Origin of the sequence: Pseudomonas sp. So3.2b (assembly GCF_019464415.1) — a bacterium.
GTDB lineage: Bacteria > Pseudomonadota > Gammaproteobacteria > Pseudomonadales > Pseudomonadaceae > Aquipseudomonas > Aquipseudomonas shahriarae.
Genome location: NZ_CP080494.1, coordinates 3,735,032 through 3,759,638, shown reverse-complemented (window position 1 = coordinate 3,759,638; position 24,607 = coordinate 3,735,032). Strand labels below are relative to the sequence as shown.

Below are 24,607 nucleotides of genomic sequence, written 5' to 3'. Positions count from 1 at the left end.
GGCGATATGAATTACAACACCGATCTTCAAAAGCTCGAGCCTGGTAACCAGATCAGGCTCTACGAGCTGGATGCCACGCGCCTGGGCGCCACGCTCTGGCGCTTCCATGGTCACGCCCACGAAGGCGACATCATCTGGCAGGGGCAGCTTTACTCGCCGCTACAGATCGAGGCCAAAGGCTTCGATATTCGCGGCGATGGCAGGCCGGCCACTCCCACGCTGCGGGTGGACGACGAGCTGGGCGGTGTGCGTGGGGCGATCACCGCCCTGTGCTTCCAGTTTCGCGATCTGGCTGGCGCCCGGGTCAAGGTGATTGAAACGTTTCGCCACTTCCTCGACGCCGCTAACTTCCCCGACGGCAACCCGGAAGCCAGCGACCAATCGAAAACGAACCTTTGGTTTATCGAGCAGAAGACCGAGGCGCTGCCGAGCATCTCGGTCACGTTCTCGTTGTCGAGCCCCACGGACATGGAAGGCCAGATGCTGCCGGCTCAGCAGATCACCAAGCTTTGCCGGTGGGCCTGCCGTGGCGGGTACCGGCAGGAGGCTTGCGCTTATACCGGCACTGCCATGTTCGACAAGAAGAATCAGCCCACGGACAACCCGGCGCTCGACCGCTGCGGGGGCTGGTGGAGCAGTTGCAAGTTACGGGGCAACACACGCCGCTTCGGCGGATCCATGGGCGCGAGCCTTATCGCAAGTTCGAGGTAGTCATGCGGATCAATCAGAAATTGCAGGACGAGATCCGCGCGCACGCCGAACGCGCTTACCCGGCCGAGGCTTGCGGGGTGCTGATCAAGACTGCTGCTGGCCGTGAGTACGTACCCTGCACCAACCTGGCCACGACTGCCCGCGAGAACTTCCAGATCGACCACAAGGACATGGCCGGCGCCGAAGATCGCGGGGATGTGCTGGCGATCATTCACAGTCACCCGGACCAGGCCCCGACGCCGAGCATGGCCGACCGCGTCAGCTGTGAGCTGCACGAGCTGCCCTGGGGCATTGTGGGCTGGCCCGGCGGGGAGTTTGAGTGGTTCAAGCCGTCAGGCTTCCAGGCGCCGCTGTTGGGCCGCGACTTCTCCCATGGGCTGCTTGATTGTTGGGCAGCGTGCCGCGACTGGTACGCCCGGGAGGTTGGCCTGCAACTGCCGAACTTCGAGCGCGCCGATCTCTGGTGGGAGCAGAAGGATGGGCCGAGCCTGTACGAAGACAACTTCGCGGCCACCGGTTTCTACCAGGTCAATGAAGCGCGGCGGGGCGACATGCTGGTGCTGCAGATCCCGACGCCTGGCCGGGAATGCTACTTCCCGAACCATGCAGCGATTTACCTGGGCGATGAGCCGGCGCTGATCAGCGAGACGGCGCCGAAGCTTGGCGGCTCTGGGCCGTTCATCTACCACCACATGCCCGGCCGCCTGGCCGCCCGTGAAATCTACGGTTGGTCGATGGCCAACCGGGTAAAGCTGATTCTCCGTCACAAGGACTACCGCCCATGACTATGCGAACCATCAAGCTCGGCGGTGTGCTGGGTAAAAAGTTCGGCAAGCAGTTCACGTTGGACGTTCACAGCTTCCGGGATGCCATGGCGGCGCTGTGCATGATGAAGCCGGGCTTTGAGAAGTACCTGCGCACTGCCGAAGAGCGCGGTCTGGTGTTCGCTGTCTTCGTCGACGAGCGCAATCTTGGCGAGCAGGAGCTTGATCTGGTGGGCAGCAACAACGGCGACATCCGTATTCAACCAATCGTCCAAGGTAGCAAGCAGGCGGGCATGTTCCAGACACTGCTCGGCGTGGTGCTGATCGTGGCCGGCCTGTTCACTGGCGGTACCACCTCGACGCTCGGCATGGGCCTTCTGGCCGCCGGCGCCGCTGTCGGGCTTGGCGGTGTTGTGCAGATGTTGTCGCCGACCACCAAAGCCAGCGCCGAGAGCAAGAATGACGACGGCAACAACCCGAGCTACGGCTTCGGCGGCGCTGTCACGACTATCGCCCAGGGCAACCCCTACCCGCTGCTTTATGGAGAGCGGGAGATCGGCGGGGCGGTTGAGTCCGGCGGGGTCTACACCCAAGACAACATTTAACCAATCCCAACACCCAAACCCGCTTCGGCGGGTTTTTGCATTCTGGAGGGCGCATGAGCGCAGCAGCAAAGAAGACGCGGCGTGTAGCCCCTCGCACGCGCCGCGCCGTGATCGGCAGCAAGGGCGGCCAGGCCAAACAGAAAAAGCCGAGCATTGCTCAGAACAGCGTTCCGTCGATCTCTACTGCCCGCATCGTCTATCTCTGGAGCTGGGGCCCCATTGTTGGGCTGGTTGACGGCCTGCGCTCGCTCAAGCTGGACGGCACGCCGATCCAAGCGCCTGACGGGACGATCAACTACCCGGGCGTTAAATGGCAGTTCCGCAATGGCGAGCTAAATCAGGAGCGGCTGGAAGGCAATACCGAGTCCAGCAACGAGATCGATGTCAAGCAGGAGTTGATCTTCGGCACGCCCTGGCTGCACACCATCACCAACTCGGTGAGTGACGCAATTCGCCTCCGCTTGAGCTGGCCAACCCTACGCAGCCAGGATGCCGCCGGCAACATCAACGGCGTGCGCATTGATTACGCCGTGGATATCTCGACCGACAACGGCCCATACGTCGAAGCGCTGGTCTCGGTTGTTGATCGCAAGAACGTCACTGAGTACGAGCGCGCGCACCGTCTGGAGTTGCCGGCGGGCAGCCGCTGGACTATCCGTGTCCGTCGCCTGACTCCCAACGCTAACTCTGATCTGGTGGCTGACCAGATGGTCGTCAAGGCCATCGCCGAGGTTGTCGATAGCGATCAGGAGTACCCGCTCACAGCAGTCAGCAGCATCGAGTACGACGCCCAGACCTTCGGCGGTGATATCGCCAAGATTGCGGCGTTGATGCGCGGGCGCATTATTCGTGTGCCTTCCAACTACGACGCGGAAACCCGCACCTACGCAACATCCGGTACCGGTACGAGCAACGGTATCTGGGATGGCACGTTCAAAGAGGCCTACACCAACAACCCCGCGTGGATCTTCTACGACCTGGTGCTGCACCCGTACTACGGCCTGGGTGACCGGATCGACGCGACGATGGTAGATCGCTGGTCGCTTTACCGCATTGCGCAGTACTGCGATCAGATGGTGCCGGACGGCAAGGGCGGCATGGAGCCGCGCTTTACCTGCAATCTGTACTTCCAGAAACAGGCCGAAGCCTATGCGGTGCTGCAGGACCTGGCCTCAATTTTCCACGGCCTGGCCTTCTGGGACGGCAGCCAGATCGTGGTCAATGCCGATATGCCGGGTGATCCGGTGTACACCTACAACCAGACGCAGATCCTGAACAACGGCGCCATCAAGTACGAAGGCACCCGGGCCCGCGACCGCCATACGCTCTACATGGTGTCCTGGGATAACCCGGACCGGGGTTTCGAAACCGACAAAGAACCGGTTTTTGATGATGAGGCAATGGTCGAACTCGGCGGCATGGTCCGTGAAACTTCCGTCGGCGCTATTGGATGCACCTCCCTGGGCCAGGCCCAGCGCTCCGGGCAGTGGGCAGCCTTGACCGAAAAGCTACAGACCCAAGGCGGTGTGTTCCGTGTTGGCCTCGACGGCGACATCCCGAAGCCTGGCCAGGTGATCGCCGTGGCGGACCCGATGTTGGTTGGTCGGAACAATGGCGGGCGCATATCGGCGGCGGCTGGGCGCGTGGTGACGCTCGACCGTGACACCACCGTGCCGGTGGGCGCTCGTCTGATGGTCAACCTACCCAGCGGCAAGTCTGAGGGGCGGGTAGTGAAGTCTGTTGCCGGTCGTGACGTGACCGTGATGGCGGATTTCAGCGAGCAGCCCCAGGCGGAAAGCGGATGGATTCTTGATTACGAAGACCTGAAGCTGATGCAGTTCTACGTCCGCAACGTCACGCGGCCGGAGTGGCACCAGTTCCAGTTCGAAGTGATCCAGCACGACCCGAGTAAATTCGACGCTATCGACAACGGCGCCGTGGTCGACACCCGGCCAATCACCGGGATTCCTGTCGGTACCCAGGACGCCCCGGCACGGGTGATGCTGAGCCAGCACGTAGTGATCGAACAAGGCATCGCTGTCACCGTCATGTCGATTGCCTGGGACGCGGCGCCAAACGCCGTGGGTTATGACGTCGAATGGAAGTGGGGCGCCCGCGAGTGGGTTCCGGTACCGCGTACCGGTGAACTGATGGCCGATGTGCGCGGGATCTATTCCGGGCAGTACATGGCCAGGGTGCGGGCGGTGAGTGCGCTCAACGTTTCCTCGATCCCTGTCACGTCCGCGCTGACCAACCTAGAAGGCAAGGCTGGCCTGCCGCCGGCGGTGGCGTTCCTGACCACCACCAGCCTGGTCTATGGCATCGGTATCCAGTGGGGTTTTCCACCAGGTGCCGAGGACACCCAGCGCACGGAGGTCTGGTACAGCGAGTCGCCGGACCTGACGACGGCCGAGAAGCTGAGCGACTTCAGCTACCCGCAGGCCACGCACGAAATGCACAGCCTGCTGGCGGGGGCGAGCCTGTTCTTCTGGGCGCGCCTGGTGGACCGCACCGGCAACCTCGGGCCGTTCTTCCCGATCCCTGGCGCGGTCAATGGCCAGGCCAGTTCGGACCAGAGCGAATACGAGAAGTACTTCGCCGACAAGATCGGCAAGGGAGCCCTGTACCAGGACTTGCGCGAAGAGATCGAGTTGATTTCGGGAGATGGCCCTGGCTCGATGAATGCACGCCTGCAGGAGTTGAACACTCAGTTGCAAGAGCAGATTGATGCCATCGCAGATATTGCCGATTCAGCGGCTTACGATCCTGAAAAGCCTTATACGGCAGGTCAAAGCGTGCTGTTCACTGACGGCATTCTGTATCAGGCCAAAGGTGATGTTCCAGCCGGCGCCGCGCCTCCAGATGCAAACTACTGGCTCAACGTGGGGCAAGCTGTAACGACTGCCAACGGCCTCGCCGCGCGTGTCACTACGTCTGAAACCAAGATCACCAACATCGAGGGGGTGAACACCGCCCAGTCAAACCAGATCACCGGGCTGCAAACCAGCCTTACCACCACCAACGGTAACGTCACTGCTGCGCAAAACGCTGCAAACGCGGCCAATACACTGGCAGGCGGCAAGGGCAAGGTGCTGGTGCAATCGGCTGCTCCAGGGGTTGCTGACCAGCTTGTGCAGAATCTATGGATTGATATCACTGGCGGGGCCAATACCCCTAAGCGCTGGAGTGGGTCCGCGTGGGTAGCGGTCACGGACAAAGTGGCGACAGATGCAGCCACGGCGGCAGCCAATGCTTTGTCGGTCGCGAGCACCAAGGCAGATGCGTCGGCGGTCAACAGCTTGACCAATCGAGTAACGGCTACGGAAGGCACGGTAACGAGCCAGGGTTCTGCCATCACCGCCCTCAACAACAGCCTCACGACAACCAACACAAATGTCACCGCTGCCCAGAACGCCGCCAATGCTGCAAACACCCTCGCCGGCGGGAAGGGCAAGGTCATTGTTCAGGCAGCGGCACCGGCTGCTGCCGATCAATTGCCACAAAACCTGTGGATCGATATCACCGGAGGTGCAAACACGCCGAAACGCTGGACAGGCTCTGCCTGGGCGGCTGTTAGCGACAAGGTGGCCACGGATGCGGCTAAGGCTGCATCCGACGCGCTGGCAGTGGCAAACACCAAGGCAGATGCATCGACCGTCACCGCTCTGAGCAACACCGTGACGCAGCAGGGCAACACCATCACGGCGCAGGGTGGGGCGATCACCAGCCTCCGAGCTTCTATCGGCCAGCAGCTGGACAACCTGCTTATCCGGGGGAACTTCGAGGATGGCCTGGCAGATCCCTGGACTACTTATTCGGGGGCTCCAGCGACAGCTGTTGTACCTGTCGTATCCAGCTCAACGGCTTTCAGTAAGGCGATTGCCTTTTATGACAACAGCTTTTGCGGCATCAGCTTCAACATTCTGACTGTGGCAGGTGAGCAGTTTGATGTGACAGCTGAGATTTCCGGGGATGAGATGTCGCCCGGGCAGACTGGCAGCTTCCAGATGCAGTTCTACAGCAGCGCCAACGTCAACTTGGGGTACGTGACAGCATTTTCATTTGCAGCCACCACCGGCAAGGGGTTCAAGCAGTTCTCTGGGCGTATCACTGCACCGGCCAATGCTGTTTCTGCTCGGTTCCTTACCCGGATCATGGCCGCGAATGGTGTGGGTCGGGCTCTGTGGTGCAACATCGCGGCGCGCCGAGTCACGGCAGCAGACGCTGCCAATGCCGCCGCCACGTCGAGCTTGGTTGCCACGGTTACCGATCTTGATGGAAAGGTCACAGCTCAGGCTGCCAGTAACGAGGCACTACGGGCTTCGGTACGCGGCGATGATGGTTCCGGGGAGCTGGCTGCCGCGGTCAAAGCCTGGGAGTCCACGGCTAACTTTGAGATCGAGAAGAAGGTGCAGGCCTCTGCGAATGAGGCGCTGGCAAGAACGACTGAAACCCTACAGTCGAGCATCGGCGAGACCAGTGCGTCTGTACAGACTGTAAGCGAAACATTGGTCAATCTCGACGGGAAGGTATCGGCCCAGACGACGATCAAAGCCCAGACCATTGCCAACGGTAAGAAGGTAATGGCCGGCCTGGCTTTGGGCAGTGACGGGGAAACATCGGAGATCGTGGCGTTTGCGCAGCGCTTCGAGATTGTCGACGAGGTCAGTGGGCAGCTGATAACGCCGTTCGTTGTGAGCGGTGGCCAGGTGTTCATCAACCAGGCGGTGATCAACAAGGCATTTATCCAGGAGATCATCCTGGGCATGACGCTGCGATCTGAGGCGGTTGACTCCAGGGGGCGCCCACTGCTGGAGATTAACGTCAAGGCGGGCACGTTCGTGCTGCGCGGTGATGGTACTGGCGGCTCGATCCTGCTCAATAACAACGGCCTTGCTGTGTATGACGGCAATGATGTCCGCCGGACAATGACCGGCAATCTAAGACTTTGACCTGGTGGTTTTGGAGTTAAGGGTGGGCGGTCGCCTATGGCGGCCGTTGCACCTACATCCCTGGGTTGAAGTTGTAGACGAGGTGTAGATATGGACTTTGGTTTAAGTGTATTTGATGCGAATGGCATTAAAACATTGGGTATGGAGGATTTCACTCTACAGAAATTGGCCGTGATGATAGTTCCTGCTGCTAAGGGTGGAGGGCAGGGTTCTAACTATGAATACATTCTCATGGATGTTCCAGGTTATGACCCCGCGACCTGTTTTGTCACGATCACTCCGAAGGTCTATGCGCCGTATGACCAGCTTGGTTCCCCAGATACTTGGGGCGGCCTGCCTACTTATAGCAATTTGGGAGGGACGCGAATTGCGATTATTACCCAAATTAATTACCGAGAGCCAGACGGTGGTGGCGGCGGGAAAAACCGTGAGATGTGGACGCGCAATATCGTGGAGAGTGTTGTAGAAGTGGTCAAGGTGAGTTGATATGGACGACTACGGTTTTGTCGCTGTAAACGATCAAGGATCTGTCAGCATCAGCAGCGTGTACAAAGTTCTGGTGTTCTCCGAGCGAGGGCAGTTCCGAATCCAGTCTCGCTACACTGACAAGGAAGGCAAAGGGCAGTTTACCTTTGCCAAGCCTATTCTCACCGTGGAGCCGCCCCAAATATTTTTGAGGACGATATCGGCATCACACGCCTCCCTCGGGCTCTATACCTCAATTGAAGGTTCTTCCGGTAACTGGACAGGGTTTCATGTCACGTCAGCAGTTCGTGGCGGTAGCGTGCTACAAGATTACTTAATGGAATTTGTATCTTGTAAGTACTCTGACCAAAGCAGCTCATCTGAATATGGTCTTGAAGTGCGTGATGCGCAAAATCGAATAATGTTTGTGTCCAGCGACAGGGTGGTTCGCTATGGGAAGTTCTCAAAGAACTGGACTGTTGGTAGAGGGACTTTTGTAGATATCTACTACAGCGGTGTATCGGTTGATGCTGATGACTTTATAAGTGTGTCAAGCCTTGATCGTGGGATAATGTGGTTTGCCAATGATTCGAAGTATGCGGGTATCACAATTTTGGAGGGCGGAGTGCCGGTATTGCATATCTTCAATGGCAGGCATCACCTAGATCGATTCTATTGGCAAGGCTCAGAGGGGTTTTATCTGAGTATTCCAATTTGTAAGTTCCCAATAGACCGCTACTACAACTAATTTCAAGTGCCTGTACAGGTGTTTGATTGGAGTAAACTATGAGTTCTTGGTTTTCAGAAGGAACCGTGAGCGTGCAGAACGGGAGCCCGACAGTAACAGGCGTCGGCACCAAGTTCTCGAACTGCCGCTCCGGTGATATGTTTGTTGGCCCTGATCGGGGCATCTATCAGGTGATCAATCCCGCGAGCGATACGTCGCTTTCTATCTCCCCTGCGTATCGCGGTGAGTCCGTTGGCGGCGCCGATTATGGGATCGTGCCAGTCAACGGCTATCCCAAGGCCTTGGCTGACGCTGTGAACCAGTTAGTGCAGCAGTGGGGGGCAACACTCGCAGGCCTTGGCACTGCCTCGACGGCCAATACGCAGATGCACGTCGACGATGAAACGCCAGGGCGGCTCCAGCTTACCGGTGCATTTGGCTGGGGCAGCACTCATGTTCGTACTGTTGTAACGGACCTGAATGCTCTAACTGTTTCGCAGAAGTTCAGCATCAACGCCGATGTGCCGGGCGTTCCACGGCAGCTCTCCGGAACCCTACCATTTGCAGCGGGCTCAACTGGTATCGCATTGACTTGGACTGCCAACCACCAGCAACAACTGGTGTTTAACCGAACCAATGCGCAGATTGCCTATCGCTACAAGAACAGTGGTGTGTGGCAGCCAGATCAGCACCTGGCGCTATACCCGGCTGGTCAATCGTTCCTGTCCGTCGCTCAGGGTGGTACAGGGGGCTCAACTCCAGCGTTGGCGCGCGCAGGCTTACAGCTGGGCACTGCGGCCACTGCCAACATGGGTACTGATCCCGGAAACGCCATGCCTGTCGGTGCGTTTGGTCTGGGCACGCGAGCGAATGCACACACTGTAACCATGAATAGATGGACCACTGATTTTTCCATCATCCAGCCTTCGACCCAGTACAAACCCGTTAACTACGGCACGCTTATCAATATCGGGTATCCCGGCAGCGGTAGCCTCGGTAGCCAGCTCTGGATGGGGGTGTCACCTGGGGGCGTGATCGGCTTTCGTTCCGGAGACTATACGGATGCGGCATTCAATATTATCTACCACACCGGCAACACCACCCGCGCCGCTGATGGCACATTAAAGGCGATCTGAACATGGCAAGAGCAGCAATCAACGTATTGGGCGCCACCGGTGCGACCTATGATTTTGTAACAAACGGCTCCGGCGTTATTTCGTCGTCGCGCGAGTCGGTCGGCGTGTACCGGATTATCGGTTGTCTGGGCATGGTTCCGTTCCCGCCCATCGACGATGGCTGGGGCTATACGGTCAACCAGATTGATAGCCGCGCTGATGTGGATACGGATTTCACTGAGGGCGTGCTGACGGTGACGGTAACGAAGGACGGTAAGCCCTACGATCTCAAGCATATGATCACGCTACACATTCTGGTGCCGGATGCGGAGGTAATGGAGATGCCGCCGGCAGTAGCCGAGTCGGAGTCGGAGGCGCCTGCCGAAGGCTGATCACGCCCGATCACTGATCCCCGCCATCGAGCGGGTTTATTTTTGCCAAAAATACCCGGAGAACACCATGCCTTACATCGTCATCAATTCCAGCAACGCCTTCGATCCCCTCAACCTTATGGAATTCGCCACGGCGGATGAGGCGGATGCGAAGGCTCGCGAGCTTCTGGCCTCGCAGCCCCAGGCCGTTGTGCGTACAGCGCAACTACTGAACACCTACAGCGCCAAGGTAACGGTGAAGGTTGAGGCTGTCCCTGAGATCGTCTCAGCCGCCGAGTAGCCACATACCGAACGGCCTGACACCCGCCCTGTGCGGGTTTTTTATTGCCTGGAGAAAAGCATGACCACTTCCGATAAAGACCGGGACATCCTGGCGCGCACGCTGTGGGGTGAAGCCCGTGGCGAGGGGCTGGCCGGCCAGATCGCCGTGGCCTGGACCATCCGCAACCGCGTGTTCGACGGCAAGGCCAAGTCCTGGTGGGGCGAGGGCTACGCTGGCGTGTGCCTGAAGCCATGGCAGTTCAGCTGCTGGAACCAGAACGACCCGAACTACGCCTACCTCAGCGGTGCGAAGCCGATCCCGGCCGCGCAACTCGCCCAGGCCCAGCGTGCTGCTGACCAGGTGATGGACGACGCGGTACCGGATCCAACCGGCGGTGCCACGCACTACTACGCAACCACGATGCCCAAGGCTCCGGCCTGGGCGGCGAAGGCCAAGCAGACGTTGCGCCTGGGGCAGCACGTTTTCTTCAAGGATGTGCCGTAATGAGGCCCGTCCAGAAGCTGGCCGGGCTGGTGGTGCTGATCCTGGTGCTGATGGCCAGCGCCGCCGGCGTCACCTGGCAGGTTCAAGACTGGCGCTACGGAAACCAACTGGCGGAAATCGGTAAAGCCCAGGCGCTCGCTATAGCTGAGGCTGGCAACACAGCCCGCCAAGAAGAACAACGCCGCCAGTCGGTAGTGAATAAGGAAGCGAGTGATGCGCGAGAACAGAACAAGGCCGCAGGTGTTGATGCTGGTACCGCTGATGCTGCTGGCGAGCGGCTGCACGTCGAAGCCGGTAAGTTTGCCGCCGCTGCCTGCGGCGATCCCGGAGCTGCCAAGCGAGGCGCGTCAGCCACCCGCGCCGCCGTGGTGCTCTCCGAATTGTTCCAGCGGGCTGACAAAAGAGCGGGAGAGCTGGCAGCGGCGTATGACCGAGCCCGAATAGCTGGACTGGCTTGTGAGCGGAGTTACGAAAGCCTTAGAGTTCGAGGCGAATGAAAAGGCCCGCGCGTGGCGGGCCGAAGTCGAGCATCGAGGGGGAGTGGTAGCTCGACTGAGTGAGTGTAGACCAAGTAAGACCTGGCACCAGTCGGCACTTAGGTGGATCCCAGTATGCCGTTACATCTTCGGGGGGCGGTTGCCAGTCACCACGTAAAGTACGTCTATGCCGACTTTCGCTACGAGGGCAAGATAGGTCGCATTTGGGACTCTCAGTCCCCGCTCATATACGCCTTGAGCATTTGCCCCGCCCTCCTTGAGTCGCTCCGCCCAGAGAGTTTCCTGGAGAACACCATTTCTTCAAGGATTTCTCTGGCAAGCCTATTGATACCTACCTCCCCGTGGTACTGGGTTCGATCGATGTTAACAGCTGTGAACTGATCTCTCTCGGGGCCTGTTACATCTATTGATAACGTGTTATCAGCACTTATAGTGCACGTAATCACGCAGTTCGGCAGGCGACTGGCAAGAACTGTCTCTATCTCCAACCTGCTCAAGGTATCCACTGCCGCCTCCAAGTCCAAAAGTGTGAACCTTGTAGAGTAGACACAGCAGAAGAACTGTAAATAGTGGCCTATCGCTCCTTGAGTGCGATGCCTCTCTTGGTCAAGCGTATTTTTGATACGGAGGAGAGAAGAGGTCCAGTTGTATCGGAGTACTCGCTGTAGTGATGGGCGCCGGTTACCAGGTTGAGTCGAAACATTTCACGTAGCCCGAACAAGATTTGCTCTTGATCGCCGGCCAACTCCCCAGAGCTGGTTTCGACCTCGGGGGATAACTGGTCAAGAAGGGAATAAATCAACTGGATATTCTCGGTGAGGTACATAGCTCCACCCTTGTTGTTGTGATAATCGTATGATTTTTTCTATAGTTCAAAATTCAGGCCCGCCCCACGTCGAGGGCAGGTCGCATTTACAGCGTGTGTCGCCGCAGCCCCGTCATTAAGTAAAAAACGTCAGCGCCAGCTTTGGCGACCGCAGCTAAGCAGACTGCGTTCGGCGCTCTAATCCCACGCTCGTAGACGTTTTGGGCATTGACCTTGACGCCACCGGCAACTCCGAGCTCCGCCTGCGTCAAGCTGAGACGAATTCGTTCCTCCCTGAGCCGATCAGTGATCTCTTTCATTGGAGCGCCCTCGCGGCTGAGCTCACACCTTAGCATCCGTTATGATCAGCCTCCATCTGCCGATTGGGAAGGACAGAAGAAAAAGCCCGGCGCTGGGCCGGGCTTTTGTCTTCAATCAGCAGCTTTCTTACGCTGCTTGGGCCGTCAGGCTCTTTTTCAGTGAAGCTTTCATCACTTCCATATGCCCGCCCAGTTCATCAAGCTTTGCCTTACCGAGTAGCTTTTTAGCCTGAGGAAACATTTCAGTCTCCTCTTCCTCGATGTGGTGCTCCAGCAGTGGACTTGCCCCTACCAGACCGGACACCAACTCCCCGTTAAATTGATGCTGCTGCCAAACGCCTAAACTCTCTCGGCGACCGATATTTCAAGGCGCTGTGCGGATGCTGCTCGTTGTAATGCTCGAAGGCAATCGTCAGATTGCGCAGCGCGGTTTCTCGATTCGGTTTGGGCATGTGCGCCACGTAATCACGCTTGATCGTCTTCACAAAGCTCTCTGCCATGCCGTTACTTTGCGGGCTGCGTACCGGTGTGGTCACCGGCTGCAAGCCGATCTGGCGAGCAAACAGACGCGTCTGCTCGGCGATATAAGCCGAGCCGTTATCGCTCAACCACTGCACCGGCGTGCTCGGTAGTTGATCCCCAAATCGCTTCTCCACGCTTTCCAACATCAAGTCTCGGATGTCGTCACCGCTGTAGCCCGTCGGGCTGGCGACCCAGCCGATGGCTTCGCGGTCACAGCAGTCCAGGGCAAAAGTCACGCTCAACTTCGCACCGTCGTCGCAGCGAAACTCGAAGCCGTCCGAGCACCAGCGCGTATCGCTGGTAGTAACGGCAATTCGGCCTTCATGCCGGCGCTGCACGCCAGGCTGCTTGATGCGGCGTTCTAACAGCAGATTGTGATCGCGCATGACGCGGTAAACCCGCTTCACATTGATCGGAGCCAGTGACTGAACTTCACGCTCGCGGCGCAGCAACCCCCAAACACGGCGGTAGCCATAGCTCGGTAACTCGCTGACCTGCTCCTTAATCTCGGCGACCAACTCCGTATCGTTCACGAGCCGACGTCGCCGTACTTTAGGCGATACCGATTGCTTGATCCGAACCGTTAATTGCGAGCGCGACACACCGAGACATTCGCTGACCAGTTTCACTGGTCGTCCCCCGGCAACAAGGGTGAGTGCGCAATCCATTTTCGCGACCGGGCGATCTCCACGGCCTCTTTTAGGACTTCGGCTTCCATCGTCTTCTTGCCCAGCATCCGCTGCAATTCTCGGATCTGCTTGAGCGCATCGCTCAGTTCCGACGCCGGTACAACGGCCTCGCCCGCACTGACCGCCGATAGACTTCCGTCCTGATACAGCTTGCGCCAAAGAAACAGCTGGTTGGCGTTGATGCCGTTGCGTCGGGCCACCACGGACACACTTTGTCCCGGTTCAAGGCTCTCGCGAACCATGGCCAGCTTCTGGTCGGTGCTCCAGCGGCGTCGGCGCTCCTGGCCGAGCAGCTCGCCACCCTTATCATTGCTGTTAGTCATAAACATACCCGTTTGCCTATCCCTTATCGTAAGGGGGAAACGGTGTCCTGTCTTTCATGGGGCTCGTTCAGGCGTTCATTTGCTACCTCACTATCACGGATGATTTTGCCGATCTGCGTCGGCGATGTCCGCTTAGCTATCGCATTTGCCGTGCCAAATATGGCAAATACTCAACCCCTTAGAAGTCAGGAAGTTACGTGCTGTAGTGGCGTTTAGCATTCATGCAGTCTGCCCGAAGCAGTGGTGCGCGTGATGCATATCGCCATGAATATCTCTGACAAAAAAACCACTCAATGGTGGGCTACGGCAGATGGGAAAGGGCAGATATAAGAAGCTCGGCGCTGGGCCGGGCTATAGATGCGTAAGGGATTTATGCGACACGGAGTGCTGAAGTGAGCTGAGCCGAGGAACTGTAAATCAGTACCGATGCGCACTCAGCTAGCGCAGCGGACGCTTTGGATATTTCGTTTGCGGCTGCTTGCTAAAAAATCACCGTTCGGCGAATACCAGAAATAGCATTTTTGACATCAATCATCTTTCCTAGAGCCTGGTAAACCGACGACCAGTATGGGGCATCACCTACGGTACTTATAGTTTGCACAACTTGTATTTCCGCCTTATCGACGTCAATAGCAAAAGGCAACTTAAACTGATGGCCGCTGGCTCCAGTGATCGAGTAGTACCGCTTCACCTTGCCTGGAAAGGTTTTCCGCAGAGCGGCAGAGATCAACTGCTCGAAGCGAGATTCGCTCGCAACCTCCCACTGGCTACAGTGGTAGCTGATCGCAGCCGCCGCATCAATAAGCTGTGTTAGGTAAAATGGAGCCTCGGCCTCGTCGCACGCGACAGAAAGCTCTCCATCGTCCGAAAGATGAACATGTTTCTCCATTGCGATAACGGAAAGCTTACGGCCGAGCGTAGCGGTGGGCTGAATGCCAACCGTCATAGCATTGAAAATGGGTGTCTGCGTTGTCGGAAATTCGTACACGCCCGCGCCCTATATCCTGGACGTAAGCACTTATTAGGTTGCCGTCATACGGGACAGAGACGTGGCTTCCATGTAGATAACGCTATCGCTCAAAGGGATACATGTTAGAGCGAGTGCGCTTCCAAGATCTGCGCAGTTCATAGCAGCCTCAATTGGCCATCATGGCCTATTTCTTCGGGTAAATTCAGTCTGGGTGCGCCAGTGATTCCCTGCAAGACTCAGTCGCTCCGCAATCCTCATCAGCTCTACAGCTGACCACTTGAGGCCTGAGGCGATACCTTGCAGGTCGCGCTTTAGGTCTTGATTGGGGTTACTGAGTGGTATTTCCTAACCTTATATCGTCAGCCAGTCTTGAGCTAAGACGAGCCACCGGTATGCCGGTGAGGTTGAATACTGCCTCAACGAATTCAATGTTGAGTGCTTTCTTTCCACGGAAGTAGGCACCCACAGCCGATTGGGCGACCCCCATCTCTTGCGCGATACGAGATTGGGTTATTCGTTCGGCTTTAGTTTTGCCAATATTATATTCTGCCAACACTCTAACGAGTGCTGAGCACTCGTCCTCTTCCCAAATCCACAAACCACTACCAGACATATCCACTTACCACTTACTCAAGGATGCTAGGTCATATTGGCTATTCAGTTCGCCTAAGCTTGCCGCTCTTAACCTCATCCGCATACCCCGCCAGCTTGTCCTCTGAATCCTGGTAGCTCGCCGCGATCTTAAGCAGTTCTCTGGCCTCATCTTCCTGACCAGCCTCGGACAGCCGCATGGCAGCTTGCATCAGGTCAACTCCCGACCACTTGAGCAGAGCCGTAGCCTCTTTTAGGTCGCGGCGCAGCTGTTGGTTGAGCTTGTTCAGCGGCATGAGCCCCCCTTGGGGTCTTGCTGGCAGTCGCGCAAATGCAGCTGGTACTCGCGATATTCTTGCTCCGTCATTGGCATATTGCCCTGAGGAAGTGGTGAGGGCTCCTCGTTGTGAGCGCTACAGCCAACAAGGAGTGACAGTGCAAGAAATCCCAGCGCTCTTTTCATGACTATCTCTATCTAAAAAACGGTTTTACCATGCTTACTCAAGCCTGGTACGAACTATTTTCCCGCTGTTCACCTCGGCGGCGTATCCCTTGAGAAGGTCGGCGTGCCCATGGAGTCTCGCAATTTGGCCCATTGCTGCCAAGAACCCACTCTCTTCGAGCATCTTGGCCTCTTTGAACAGGCTGTTCGCAGCGTCCTCTATTGCCAAAGCTGCCTCTTTCAGGTCGCGGCGCAGCTGCTGGTTGGGCTTAGTGAGGGACATGCGGCTACTTTCCTGATAGTAATTCGCCCGAGTAATGGGCTTCGAGTATGGGCTTATATAAGAATTAAACTCAAGCTCGCCGCATGCTCAACGAATTGTCGGCAACACCGATGCCTGCGACCAAGGACTGATCGCGCTGAGGCGTGCCAGGCATACGTTAGGGCTAGTGGGAGTTGATTGGCTTGATCAGCGCTTGGCCTTTGTTCCTTACGTTGCCCACGGCCGTATCGACCTTGAACCACTCGAAAGCCTCGGCCGGTTCACCCTGGTGCAACACCATCTGCTAGGCACGCTCCTTGGGTGTAGCCGGGTCCAGCCATTCCCTGGCCAGTTCGGGCGTTAGCACTACGGGACGCCGGTCGTGAATGTCCACCATGCCGCCGGCGCTGTCTGCGGTGATGATCACAAAGCCGTCATGCTCGCCTTGGCCTTCATCTGCGTCGGGTAGCTGACCTATGGCCGCGCACAGCACAGGCGCGCCATCCCGCCGGCGGATCAGGTAGGGCTGTTTCTTTGGCGCGCCTTCATCAACCCATTCAAACCAGTTGTCCACGGGCGTGATTGCCCGGTGTGGCCAAATAGCCCGGAAGAATGGGCCGTAGGCCACTTTCTCGACTCGAGCGTTTATCGCCGCGGCACGGTCCTTGGCCCAGTGCGGCCGCCAGCCCCACCGCACTAGGTCTGCGTGCAAGGTTTCATCTTGCAGGTGGAGCAGGGCGACTTGGGTGGTGGGCGCCACGTTGTACCGCTCAAGCGGTGCGTCACCCACGGAATTCACCAAGGCGTTTGGCATGCTCAGTACCGCAACGAAGTCATGAATTCCGCTGTACTGTGAAAGTCTTCCGCACATCAGCAAGCCCTCGGTAGAAACTTCAGCTTATATCACTCGGCAAAATCTTCATCGGGGTGCTTCCCCAGGCCCCGTTTGTAGCCCGCGCAAGCGCCCATTCAAGTGAATTGAACTTGCTTGTGACAAAACCCAGGTCTGTATTGCAGCTAGCAAGAGCGCTATCGGACGCCTTCAGCTCTGCCCGAAGCTTGTCGCGCTCGGTAGATAACTCAGCGTGCATTCGCACCAGGCCGTAGATGTCCTCTCGGGCTTTGCGAAGCTGCAGGTGCAGTTCCTGAATCTCGTTCTCCAGGAGCAGGGCGTGTTGTTTGTGCATTTCTATAGGCGTAGGGCATCCAAGCCACTCGCAGGTGTCTTCGTCGATGTTCATGATGGGTTAATCTGAAGCTGTATATCCATACAGTAATCGAAATTTGTGCGGGTTGAGGTTGCGAGGCGACGAACTGCAGGTGTTCCCGACGATCAGTTAGGGAGCATTGAGAACGGCCAAGGTTAGCTTGATGAGCTCTTCGTTGCGGTCGATGGTGTCCAGCGCGCCGCGAACGTTGTCGGCTACTTCGGTGCCGCCTTGCTGCTCAACCCAATTCGTAAGCTCCATGATGGCAGCTTCAAGGGCGAGTTGGTTTTCGTTGATTTTGGACAGCAGGGAAGGGAGTAGTGAAGGGAGCAGGTCAGAGTTCGGCATCGGTGTTCCTCCTTGGAGTGAACAGCGTAGCAGTTGGGTTGCTTGGTGGTGGATTGTGAGCGGTCGGCAGGACGCCGAGGGAGGGGCAAATCATTTCCGCAACCTGATGCGCACCCCTTGAGTTATGGGGCTTTCAGCGCGTCGAAAAATGGAGTGATGCGGAAATGATAGAAGGTTAACTTGTTGTATTTAAAGGAAAACTCGGCAGTCTTGAAAACCGGCGAACGTTAATAGCGTTCCCAGGGTTCGAATCCCTGGTTTCCCGCCAAAATTCATACGAAAGCCCCGCGATTGCGGGGCTTTTGTGTTTCTGGGGGTTGGCCATGGCGGGCTTGTATTTGCTCGGTGTTCCATAACTATTATGGAACCGTTCCAGAACTTTTCTATGTTGACGGCTTCGTAGTGGCGCCGAGCCTTCTGTAAGCGCGCTTTGTGATTTCCTGATTGCTGAGCCCCAGCAGCAGGCTTGCGTCGCCGATATCCACGATTCCAGAGATGATTCAATCTTGCAGCCGGACCTTATCTAAGGGCACCCACCCAGTTGCACCGTCTGAAATCCGTACCGCCCATAACCAACCGTTCAATTGACGATTACCTTGCAGTACTTGTCCCTCGACAACATCCAACTCTCTGTTAGTGAAGTCCTCCAGCATCTTTGCGGAGCCGTCCACGTGGCGATCAAGGAGTTGCGCTGGTACAAAGCCAGGTTCTTGGGCCGGGGCAGTGCAAAAATACCAGTCAGGCCAGCCTTCGGGACCATCATATCGCTCCCCAACCAAAACGCCGTCCCCAGTTCGGAGGGTCATAGGTTCAGGAAATTCGCTGACATGTGAGTGAATTACCACATAGCTTGATTCGATCACTATCGCCTCCTTGGGTGGTGTTCGCACGGAGCAGCAGTTGCTCTCCATCGATACAGTTTCCACTCGCTCGACCAGTGCGCCAAGCTCGTTCAGGCAGCCTGGCTACGATAAGGCGAATCCAGAGATTGTTGCCGGTGAGCCCGACACTGGACGACTCACAGAAACCCTGCTCCCGAAGACCGCTGTGGCGAGCGACATCGTGCATAGCTGGGTTCATTCGCATGTTCTCCCTAGATATGACCTGGGTCATCCCCCTATTTCAGTAGCCTGCTAACGTATCAGGCCGCTGACGGTTTCAGGGAGGATGAGGTTCAGCCTACGACACCATATTCATAACGGGAGCGTTCACGGTGAAGAGCTGGCACTGCATACTCGGTATCTTAGTGATTACGACACTAACGCTGCTGATTGAAATACCTGTTGATACTTGGCTCACTTCGGCAACTCTCAGCCTGATACTTGGAGCTTGCGCACTGGTTTATATGGCGGCTTCCTGCCTGTTGGCCAGTCGCTGGAGGGTAGTTGAGAATCTATTCGGCGGCTTGGACCGGGTCTATGAGTCACACAAGTGGCTAGGTATCTGGGCGCTTGTATTCGCCACGTATCACTTTGTATTCAAGGCAAATCTGGATGCCTGGAACAGCGTGCCTATTCTGGAACTGCCAAAATACTGGACGCGGCTAGTGCGCCAGTTGAGCTATGTAGCACTAGGTCTGATCGTACTTCTTGCGTTGAACCGCAATATTCCTTACAGCCTGTGGCGGTGGTGGCACAAGCTCTCCGGGCCATTGTTTCTGGTCGTGATTTTACATTGGTTAAGCTTCAAGTCGCCGATCACTTTGTTCAGCCCTTCAGGCCTCTGGTTGGCGCTGTCCTGCGGGTTGGGTGTGCTGGCAGCCCTTTACAAACTGGTTCTTTACCCCTTTTTTGCCCGTGCTGGCGAGTACAAGGTGAAAACCGTCAATAGGGGCAACAGGGCGCTGCATTTGACGCTGGAGCCCATCCATAAAGGATTTGACTTCAGTGCCGGGCAGTTTGCGTTTCTGGCCATGCAGCAAAAAGGGTTGCGTGAGCCTCACCCTTTCACGATCGCTAGCGCCAACGGTCCGAATGGGCAAATTGAGTTCATTATCAGAGGGCTTGGGGATTACACCAAAAAGCTCTGCGAGTGTGCGAAAGCCGGAATGCTTGCCACTGTCTACGCCCCTTATGGGAGATTTAAACGGGTCTCTCACGCCGAGCGGGAAATCTGGATCGGCGCCGGTGTGGGGATTTCGCCTTTTATTTCCTGGTTGCAAGATCCGAATGCCAAAGACTTCGAAAAGGCAACGCTGGTCTATTGTTTCACCCCCTCGCGCGCCTTCCCGCCGTCCGAAGAGTTGGAAAGTATGGCCACCATGCGTGGTGCGCAATTTGTTCGCAATACGGGGGGGACTGAGCAGTTGGCTGAAACCTTGAGTGACGCGGTGGCTCAAACCAAACCGCACCAAATTCATATCAGTTTTTGCGGCCCCAAAGGACTACTAAGCAGGGTGTATGAACTAATGGATCTCCATCGAATTCCGAAAGCTAATCTTCACTTCGAACTTTTCGACTTCCGTTGATTCGATAGACTGCCTACTGCAGGTCATGCCAGCTGGTCATCCAGCTCCTGGGGGGCAGCTAGGCTGCAATCCCTGGAGCCTGTTAGATGATCCGTAAAAACCAGCCTCTACGAAGCGCGCGTGTTGTTCTCTCGACGGGCCTTACTGCTGATTCATCTGATAGACCACTGTGCTCCAGTAGCGGTTTCCGTTACGAATCTGGCGAGTCCAGCCGTTAGCCTCGAGCTGCTTGCCGATCATTCGATTCATAAATCCATGACCGAGCAACAGGACTGGCCCGGCGCTGGAAAGGTCTTGAAGTTGTCGCGCTGCCTTGCCGGCCCGTAGCTTGGCCTGGCGGGCTGATTCGACCGTTCCCGAGAAACCGCACAACCAGGAAATACGCAGGATAAACGCCCACGTAAACCCAGAGAGCTTCGGCAGTCTCCAGCGGCCATGGGGCAGTTGTGCCTCACAGAACACCGGGTCTACCACTGTAGGCTGAAGACACAACGCCCGTACGGAGGAAAGCGCTCGAGGGGCACTACTCGATACGATTACTCGAGCGGTCGCCGCCAGTTGCATGCTCGCCTGCGGGGCGGGCTGGCGGGTGATTTCAGATAAGTTGTAGTGTTCGATCCAGTGTTTCATTTCGAATAATGAAACCTTGCCGAGCATGGTCAGATTCGGCTGGCCATGGCGCATCAGGATGATCTCCCTGTTCATTGTGTTCACGTCCTTGTCTTGCCGCACATTGAGCCGAAAAGGGTATCAGCTAGCCAGCAGGTATGTGGAGCCACAATCATTAAATCAGGCCATCGGATAAGGGCAATCAGCTGTTAGCCCATCTGTGCTAGTTCCTCCGCCAGGGGATCAATGCTGACTTTTTCTTTGTTTTTATTGTGAGAGAGGGTTTTTATGCCTGACCGCTTCTCTGATGCTTTATTGGTTTAATTAAATAAATCCGTCCCCCTAACATGGCTCACATGCCCAGAGTGGGAATGGTCACCTGGCCACACTCTATGAGTTGGCCAGCGGTCACTTGCAGCCCGTCATTGGGTTTTGCGGCGTACCCGGCAAGAAAGCCGGCGGCCACCAAGGCGATACAGAGCAGGGATCTTCTGAGAATCATCGGGAATTCGCTGAGTTGTTGGTATGAAAACATGCAGCACTGATTCCCGATTATGAAAAAGGTTCCTGGCGCACGGGCTCTGCAAGGCGCCACCTACGACAGCACCACCACACGGGCGCTCTCGAACAGCACCGGACGGACAAGAATTTTGTAGCTGTCAGCATCGAAGGACTGCGGCGGGAGGGTCGGCGCCAATCGGGCTTCGGCCTCCGAGGCATAAGTCCCGATGTACCGCCAGTTGTCCACGACGTGGTATTGCTCCATCTGGCCATGGCGTTCGTGCAGCGCAATGGCCGCGGGGTATGGCCAGCGGTGGACGGCCCAGTGCGCCAATGCCTGCAGCAAACGTTCGGTATGGGCTGCATGGGTTTCGTCGCCCCGGCATGCCCCGGCGCATTTACGGATCTGCGCGCGGAAACAGCCCTTTGCGTTGGCTGGCTCTATACCCAACAAGCTATGACAGAGGCGATGCTCGTCGGCGAGCAGCATCAACGCTTCGATTGCCATGCGCCGGGTGCGGAACAGTCCGTACAACTGTGGCCCCTCAGCTAGCGCGGTGGTGTCGATGATCTCGAGTTTGCCTTGGTGCATGCGCAGCGAGCACAGGCGTCGCTGCCTGCGCAGGCGCTTGTTCTTCAGGGGCTGCAGCTCTTTGATCAGGCGCGACTCCAGCAACAGTGCACCGATTTCCCCAGCGGTCTGCTGGTACTCGATCCGCTGTGCCTGACGCAGCATGCGCGCTTCTTCGGGAGTGTGCAGGTGTGCCAGCAGACGGCTGCGGATATCGACACTTTTACCGATATACAGCGGCATCGAATCGCCTTGCGCGTAGAAAAAATACACGCCGGGCGCACGCGGCGCAGCTTCGGCCTGGGCGCGAAGGTGGGCAGGGTATTCGAAGGGCAGGGCAGGGGGCATCGGTCGTAGAGGCATGCCAAATATAGTGCGGCATCAACTGGCGAAACGGGGTGCCGCTGGTCGGGCACCTTGGTGGACACGCCTCAGGGGGTTCGACCCCCTTTGATCTTGGCGGTCTTGAGGTGTGATTGAGACCTGTTGCTGGTATTTCTCCTCACGCTGCCCGTCTTCACAGCGCTCAGGATTTTTTGAAAGTTCGCGCACTCGATATGCCGCGCCGCAGGGCAGGCCGCAGCACGCCGCAGTCCATCACGTATGGCGCTGAGCTGCTGGATCGTACGGTCCAGCTCATCAGCCTTTTCGGCCAGCCGCTGGTGGTCAATGGCCGGCTGGCCATCCGCGTCCAGCATGGTGGCGATATCGTCCAGGGAAAACGCCGCAGACTGGCCGAGGGTGATCAATGACAGGCGTTCAAGTACATCCGCAGCAAATACCCGGCTCAGGCCACGGCGACCTATGGAGCGGATAAGGCCTTTTTCCTCGTAGTACCGCAGGGTCGAAGACGGTAGGCCGCAGCGGCGTGCCACTTCACCGATATCCATTTCTTTCATGCTTGACCTCAAGTCGACTTGAACTTGCAGACTGCCGGGATCAAAACCGGCCAAAGGCAAGAGGAAATAACATGGAAACCGCTGAGATGGTACTGCGTATGGTGCTGGTTGGGCTGGGGGCCACGTTGATCATGGACCTGTCAGCGTTGATTCAAGCACGGGTATTTGGCAGCGCATCGCTGGACTACAGGCTTGTCGGCCGTTGGCTGGGCCACATGCCCAAAGGACAGTTTCGCCACGCCTCGATTGTGGCTGCGCACCCTACCCGACATGAAAGCCTGATTGGCTGGGGGTTCCACTACGTCACCGGTGTTGTCTTCGCGATGGTGCTTCTGGCATTCCAAGGGCAGGCCTGGCTCTGCAGCCCCTCGCTGATGCCCGCGTTACTGACGGGCTTGATCAGCGTGCTTGCACCGTTCTGCATCATGCAGCCCGCCTTTGGTTTCGGCTTCGCCGCTTCCAAGACGCCGACACCGAACCGAGCCAGGCGCCGAAGCCTGCTTGCCCACCTCACGTTTGGTGCCGGGTTGTTTGTGGCGGGCTGGTTACTGATCCAACTCTTTCCCGGGTCGGTGTGCCTGGGGCAAGGATGATCGAGTCCGATTCCACTGATCCGCCACGTCCCCCATGGTCAAGGGCTCGCTACTCTTGATCCAGGCCATGAACGCCCGATCGAACTTGAATGACTCCCCGCACTCGCCGATCAGGAACTGGCGCACCTTCTGTGTATTCCTGTAGTGCTTGTCCAGTGGGGTGGTGCGGGTGATGGGGCCGGAGTGCCAGTCGAAGCTCATTGCCATTCCTTGGGTGATGTAACGCGTTGCGGGTATGAGAAGCGTGACCCTTGTCTACCGGGAAAGATCGCAGCGCATTACAACCATCCCGATGTCGGCCTTGTCGGTACTGAACGGGATTTCGCCGAGTGCCTCAAATCCGCAGTTTTCATAAAAGCGCTGTGCACTGGTATTGGACTTCAGCACATCCAACCAGATAGAGCCTTCCTTACGGTCTTTTGCGTACTGGTGGATAAGCTGCAAGAGTTGCTTTCCGTAGCCTTTGCCCGCCTGTGACTTGAGGAAGTAAATTTTCTGTAGCTCACTGCCAACCTGACCAGGCAGGGGCATAGGTTTGGACCAGTTGACCTTTGAAAAGCCTACGGCGTGGTTGGTTTCGTCAAATGCGATGAGCCAGCAGTGATGGGCAGGCGACTCGATGGATTTCTGCATTTCGCGGGTCGAGAAATCTTCGTTCAGGAAGTTCTGCATGCCCGCAGCGGTCCAGATTTCAGAGAAATGCTCTCGGTATGTCTTCATGCCGAGTTCCTGAAGGAGGGGGATGTCTTCTATGGTTGCTTCCCGAATGCTGATCACTGCACTGCTCCTTGCCTGAATTGTCGGACGCAGGTCCTGAATTTTTTCACTCAACAGTTAAATACCGGTGCATAGCGCTCTTCGCGTTTCTTGAAGTGAATCGGCGCCATCGGCACTTTTTCACCGTTCACAAATATAGCCGGGAAGGTGAGGGTGAAATCATCCATATCGCCCTTGCCCAGGGCCGTGCCCTTGCCGCTGCTGCTGGATTGCTTCTTGGGGTCAAAGCCGGTTTTCAGTTGTTCGATACTGACTTGATAGGTCTCGCCTGTCGCCAGCGTAACAGTGACCAACGGCGAATCGGCGCTGACCCACAGCGGCGGGTCAGTTTGTTTGTAAGCCGCCCGGCGTTGATCCGGGGTGTCCAGGTTGCGCAGGCGTGGGGGGATGTAAAGCCGGCCAAACAGGCGCAGTTCGGTGTCGGTTGAACGCAGGTTGCCTGGCCAGCTGGATGTTCCGGGTGGTGCTACATAGACCAATACGTGCACCCAATCGAGTTCTTCCGAGAGCGGGGCGTAGCTCATTGCGGCTTTCGGGCCGGGGCAGGTACGTTCGAGTAACGCATGGGTGCCCACTTCCGATTGCGGATGCAGATACGGCCCGCTGCTGCATCCAGCGAGCAGCGCCAAGAGGGGGTAGAGGATGTATTGCTTCATCGGGGGCCAACTCCATTTGCTGTACGGGCGACTATGCCATTTCTGCGGTTGATTCTCATC

At 57.2% G+C, this 24,607-nt stretch carries 29 protein-coding genes and 2 pseudogenes; 13 read left to right on the top strand and 18 right to left on the bottom strand.

What is annotated here, in order from left to right; translation table 11 throughout:
- The first annotated feature begins 6 nt into the window (after window positions 1-6).
- From K1X80_RS16675 to K1X80_RS16620, 11 genes are all read left to right on the top strand, one after another.
- On the top strand, window positions 7-711 hold the full coding sequence (locus K1X80_RS16675) for a phage minor tail protein L (protein ID WP_220172315.1): 705 nt from the start codon (window positions 7-9) through the stop codon (window positions 709-711).
- Window positions 712-713: 2 nt separating this feature from the next.
- Complete coding sequence (locus K1X80_RS16670) at window positions 714-1,496, top strand: C40 family peptidase (protein ID WP_220172314.1); 783 nt, start codon at window positions 714-716, stop codon at window positions 1,494-1,496.
- On the top strand, window positions 1,493-2,080 hold the full coding sequence (locus tag K1X80_RS16665) for a tail assembly protein (protein WP_220172313.1): 588 nt from the start codon (window positions 1,493-1,495) through the stop codon (window positions 2,078-2,080). The genes K1X80_RS16670 and K1X80_RS16665 overlap by 4 nt, the downstream gene beginning before the upstream one ends.
- A 53-nt stretch (window positions 2,081-2,133) precedes the next feature.
- Window positions 2,134-7,032, top strand: a complete 4,899-nt coding sequence (locus tag K1X80_RS28250) for a DUF1983 domain-containing protein (RefSeq protein ID WP_258571520.1) — start codon at window positions 2,134-2,136, stop codon at window positions 7,030-7,032.
- Window positions 7,033-7,122: 90 nt separating this feature from the next.
- On the top strand, window positions 7,123-7,518 hold the full coding sequence (locus K1X80_RS16650) for a hypothetical protein (RefSeq protein WP_120731913.1): 396 nt from the start codon (window positions 7,123-7,125) through the stop codon (window positions 7,516-7,518).
- A 1-nt stretch (window position 7,519) separates the two neighbouring features.
- Window positions 7,520-8,245, top strand: a complete 726-nt coding sequence (locus K1X80_RS16645) for a hypothetical protein (protein WP_120731915.1) — start codon at window positions 7,520-7,522, stop codon at window positions 8,243-8,245.
- Between the two features lie 38 nt (window positions 8,246-8,283).
- On the top strand, window positions 8,284-9,360 hold the full coding sequence (locus K1X80_RS16640) for a hypothetical protein (protein WP_220172312.1): 1,077 nt from the start codon (window positions 8,284-8,286) through the stop codon (window positions 9,358-9,360).
- A gap of 2 nt (window positions 9,361-9,362) precedes the next feature.
- A complete protein-coding gene (locus K1X80_RS16635; protein WP_220172311.1) occupies window positions 9,363-9,731 on the top strand; it encodes a hypothetical protein in 369 nt (122 codons plus the stop codon).
- A 67-nt stretch (window positions 9,732-9,798) separates the two neighbouring features.
- Entirely contained in the window at window positions 9,799-10,011 is a 213-nt protein-coding gene (locus tag K1X80_RS16630) for a hypothetical protein (RefSeq protein WP_220172310.1), read from the top strand.
- Between the two features lie 60 nt (window positions 10,012-10,071).
- Entirely contained in the window at window positions 10,072-10,497 is a 426-nt protein-coding gene (locus K1X80_RS16625; protein ID WP_220172309.1) for a cell wall hydrolase, read from the top strand.
- Window positions 10,497-10,994, top strand: a complete 498-nt coding sequence (locus K1X80_RS16620) for a DUF2514 family protein (RefSeq protein WP_220172308.1) — start codon at window positions 10,497-10,499, stop codon at window positions 10,992-10,994. The genes K1X80_RS16625 and K1X80_RS16620 overlap by 1 nt, the downstream gene beginning before the upstream one ends.
- A gap of 212 nt (window positions 10,995-11,206) precedes the next feature.
- On the opposite strand, the gene K1X80_RS16615 is transcribed toward K1X80_RS16620, so the two are convergent.
- The 11 genes and pseudogenes from K1X80_RS16615 to K1X80_RS16565 form a co-directional block, all read right to left on the bottom strand.
- The gene (locus K1X80_RS16615; protein WP_220172307.1) at window positions 11,207-11,500 is read right to left on the bottom strand and encodes a hypothetical protein; all 294 of its coding nucleotides are present in this window, start codon (window positions 11,498-11,500) and stop codon (window positions 11,207-11,209) included.
- 746 nt (window positions 11,501-12,246) lie between these two features.
- Window positions 12,247-12,396: pseudogene (locus K1X80_RS16610) on the bottom strand (hemerythrin domain-containing protein); the annotation flags it as partial.
- A 37-nt stretch (window positions 12,397-12,433) separates the two neighbouring features.
- A protein-coding gene (locus tag K1X80_RS16605; RefSeq protein WP_197884037.1) for an IS3 family transposase occupies window positions 12,434-13,653 on the bottom strand; the annotation gives its coding sequence in 2 pieces (ribosomal slippage) (window positions 12,434-13,308 and window positions 13,308-13,653; 1,221 coding nt in all).
- A 481-nt stretch (window positions 13,654-14,134) separates the two neighbouring features.
- The gene (locus tag K1X80_RS16600) at window positions 14,135-14,641 is read right to left on the bottom strand and encodes a hypothetical protein (RefSeq protein ID WP_220172306.1); all 507 of its coding nucleotides are present in this window, start codon (window positions 14,639-14,641) and stop codon (window positions 14,135-14,137) included.
- A gap of 310 nt (window positions 14,642-14,951) precedes the next feature.
- On the bottom strand, window positions 14,952-15,236 hold the full coding sequence (locus K1X80_RS28570; protein ID WP_220172305.1) for a helix-turn-helix transcriptional regulator: 285 nt from the start codon (window positions 15,234-15,236) through the stop codon (window positions 14,952-14,954).
- 40 nt (window positions 15,237-15,276) lie between these two features.
- On the bottom strand, window positions 15,277-15,510 hold the full coding sequence (locus K1X80_RS16590; protein WP_220172304.1) for a hypothetical protein: 234 nt from the start codon (window positions 15,508-15,510) through the stop codon (window positions 15,277-15,279).
- Between the two features lie 201 nt (window positions 15,511-15,711).
- Window positions 15,712-15,939 carry a hypothetical protein gene (locus tag K1X80_RS16585; RefSeq protein ID WP_220172303.1) on the bottom strand — a complete coding sequence of 76 codons (228 nt, stop codon included), beginning with the start codon at window positions 15,937-15,939 and terminating at the stop codon, window positions 15,712-15,714.
- A gap of 163 nt (window positions 15,940-16,102) precedes the next feature.
- Window positions 16,103-16,789 (bottom strand): annotated as a pseudogene (locus tag K1X80_RS16580) (SOS response-associated peptidase family protein).
- A 22-nt stretch (window positions 16,790-16,811) separates the two neighbouring features.
- A complete protein-coding gene (locus K1X80_RS16575) occupies window positions 16,812-17,159 on the bottom strand; it encodes a hypothetical protein (protein WP_220172980.1) in 348 nt (115 codons plus the stop codon).
- Window positions 17,160-17,255: 96 nt separating this feature from the next.
- Complete coding sequence (locus tag K1X80_RS16570) at window positions 17,256-17,474, bottom strand: hypothetical protein (RefSeq protein ID WP_220172302.1); 219 nt, start codon at window positions 17,472-17,474, stop codon at window positions 17,256-17,258.
- Window positions 17,475-17,974: 500 nt separating this feature from the next.
- Window positions 17,975-18,337, bottom strand: a complete 363-nt coding sequence (locus tag K1X80_RS16565) for a ligand-binding protein SH3 (RefSeq protein WP_128593582.1) — start codon at window positions 18,335-18,337, stop codon at window positions 17,975-17,977.
- A 350-nt stretch (window positions 18,338-18,687) separates the two neighbouring features.
- On the opposite strand from K1X80_RS16565, the gene K1X80_RS16560 reads away from it, so the two are divergent.
- On the top strand, window positions 18,688-19,941 hold the full coding sequence (locus tag K1X80_RS16560) for a ferric reductase-like transmembrane domain-containing protein (RefSeq protein ID WP_220172301.1): 1,254 nt from the start codon (window positions 18,688-18,690) through the stop codon (window positions 19,939-19,941).
- Window positions 19,942-20,082: 141 nt separating this feature from the next.
- On the opposite strand, the gene K1X80_RS16555 is transcribed toward K1X80_RS16560, so the two are convergent.
- From K1X80_RS16555 to K1X80_RS16540, 4 genes are all read right to left on the bottom strand, one after another.
- The gene (locus K1X80_RS16555) at window positions 20,083-20,646 is read right to left on the bottom strand and encodes a histidine phosphatase family protein (RefSeq protein ID WP_057959918.1); all 564 of its coding nucleotides are present in this window, start codon (window positions 20,644-20,646) and stop codon (window positions 20,083-20,085) included.
- Between the two features lie 256 nt (window positions 20,647-20,902).
- Complete coding sequence (locus K1X80_RS16550) at window positions 20,903-21,085, bottom strand: hypothetical protein (protein ID WP_057441024.1); 183 nt, start codon at window positions 21,083-21,085, stop codon at window positions 20,903-20,905.
- A 60-nt stretch (window positions 21,086-21,145) separates the two neighbouring features.
- The gene (locus K1X80_RS16545; RefSeq protein WP_258571519.1) at window positions 21,146-21,970 is read right to left on the bottom strand and encodes an endonuclease; all 825 of its coding nucleotides are present in this window, start codon (window positions 21,968-21,970) and stop codon (window positions 21,146-21,148) included.
- 83 nt (window positions 21,971-22,053) lie between these two features.
- The gene (locus K1X80_RS16540; RefSeq protein WP_057959916.1) at window positions 22,054-22,521 is read right to left on the bottom strand and encodes a helix-turn-helix domain-containing protein; all 468 of its coding nucleotides are present in this window, start codon (window positions 22,519-22,521) and stop codon (window positions 22,054-22,056) included.
- 71 nt (window positions 22,522-22,592) lie between these two features.
- Here K1X80_RS16540 and K1X80_RS16535 point away from each other — a divergent pair, with 71 nt between their 5' ends.
- The gene (locus tag K1X80_RS16535) at window positions 22,593-23,114 is read left to right on the top strand and encodes a DUF2938 domain-containing protein (RefSeq protein ID WP_057959915.1); all 522 of its coding nucleotides are present in this window, start codon (window positions 22,593-22,595) and stop codon (window positions 23,112-23,114) included.
- Here the strand turns inward: K1X80_RS16535 and K1X80_RS16530 are convergent.
- Genes K1X80_RS16530 through K1X80_RS16520 form a run of 3 tightly spaced genes read right to left on the bottom strand, consistent with a single transcriptional unit; the run spans window position 23,067 to window position 24,547 of the window.
- Complete coding sequence (locus K1X80_RS16530; protein ID WP_057959914.1) at window positions 23,067-23,315, bottom strand: DUF6434 domain-containing protein; 249 nt, start codon at window positions 23,313-23,315, stop codon at window positions 23,067-23,069. The genes K1X80_RS16535 and K1X80_RS16530 overlap by 48 nt on opposite strands.
- A gap of 54 nt (window positions 23,316-23,369) precedes the next feature.
- Window positions 23,370-23,891, bottom strand: a complete 522-nt coding sequence (locus K1X80_RS16525; protein WP_057959913.1) for a GNAT family N-acetyltransferase — start codon at window positions 23,889-23,891, stop codon at window positions 23,370-23,372.
- Window positions 23,892-23,941: 50 nt separating this feature from the next.
- Window positions 23,942-24,547: a hypothetical protein gene (locus tag K1X80_RS16520; RefSeq protein WP_220172299.1), complete on the bottom strand. Its 606-nt coding sequence runs from the start codon at window positions 24,545-24,547 to the stop codon at window positions 23,942-23,944.
- Between the last annotated feature and the right edge of the window lie 60 nt (window positions 24,548-24,607).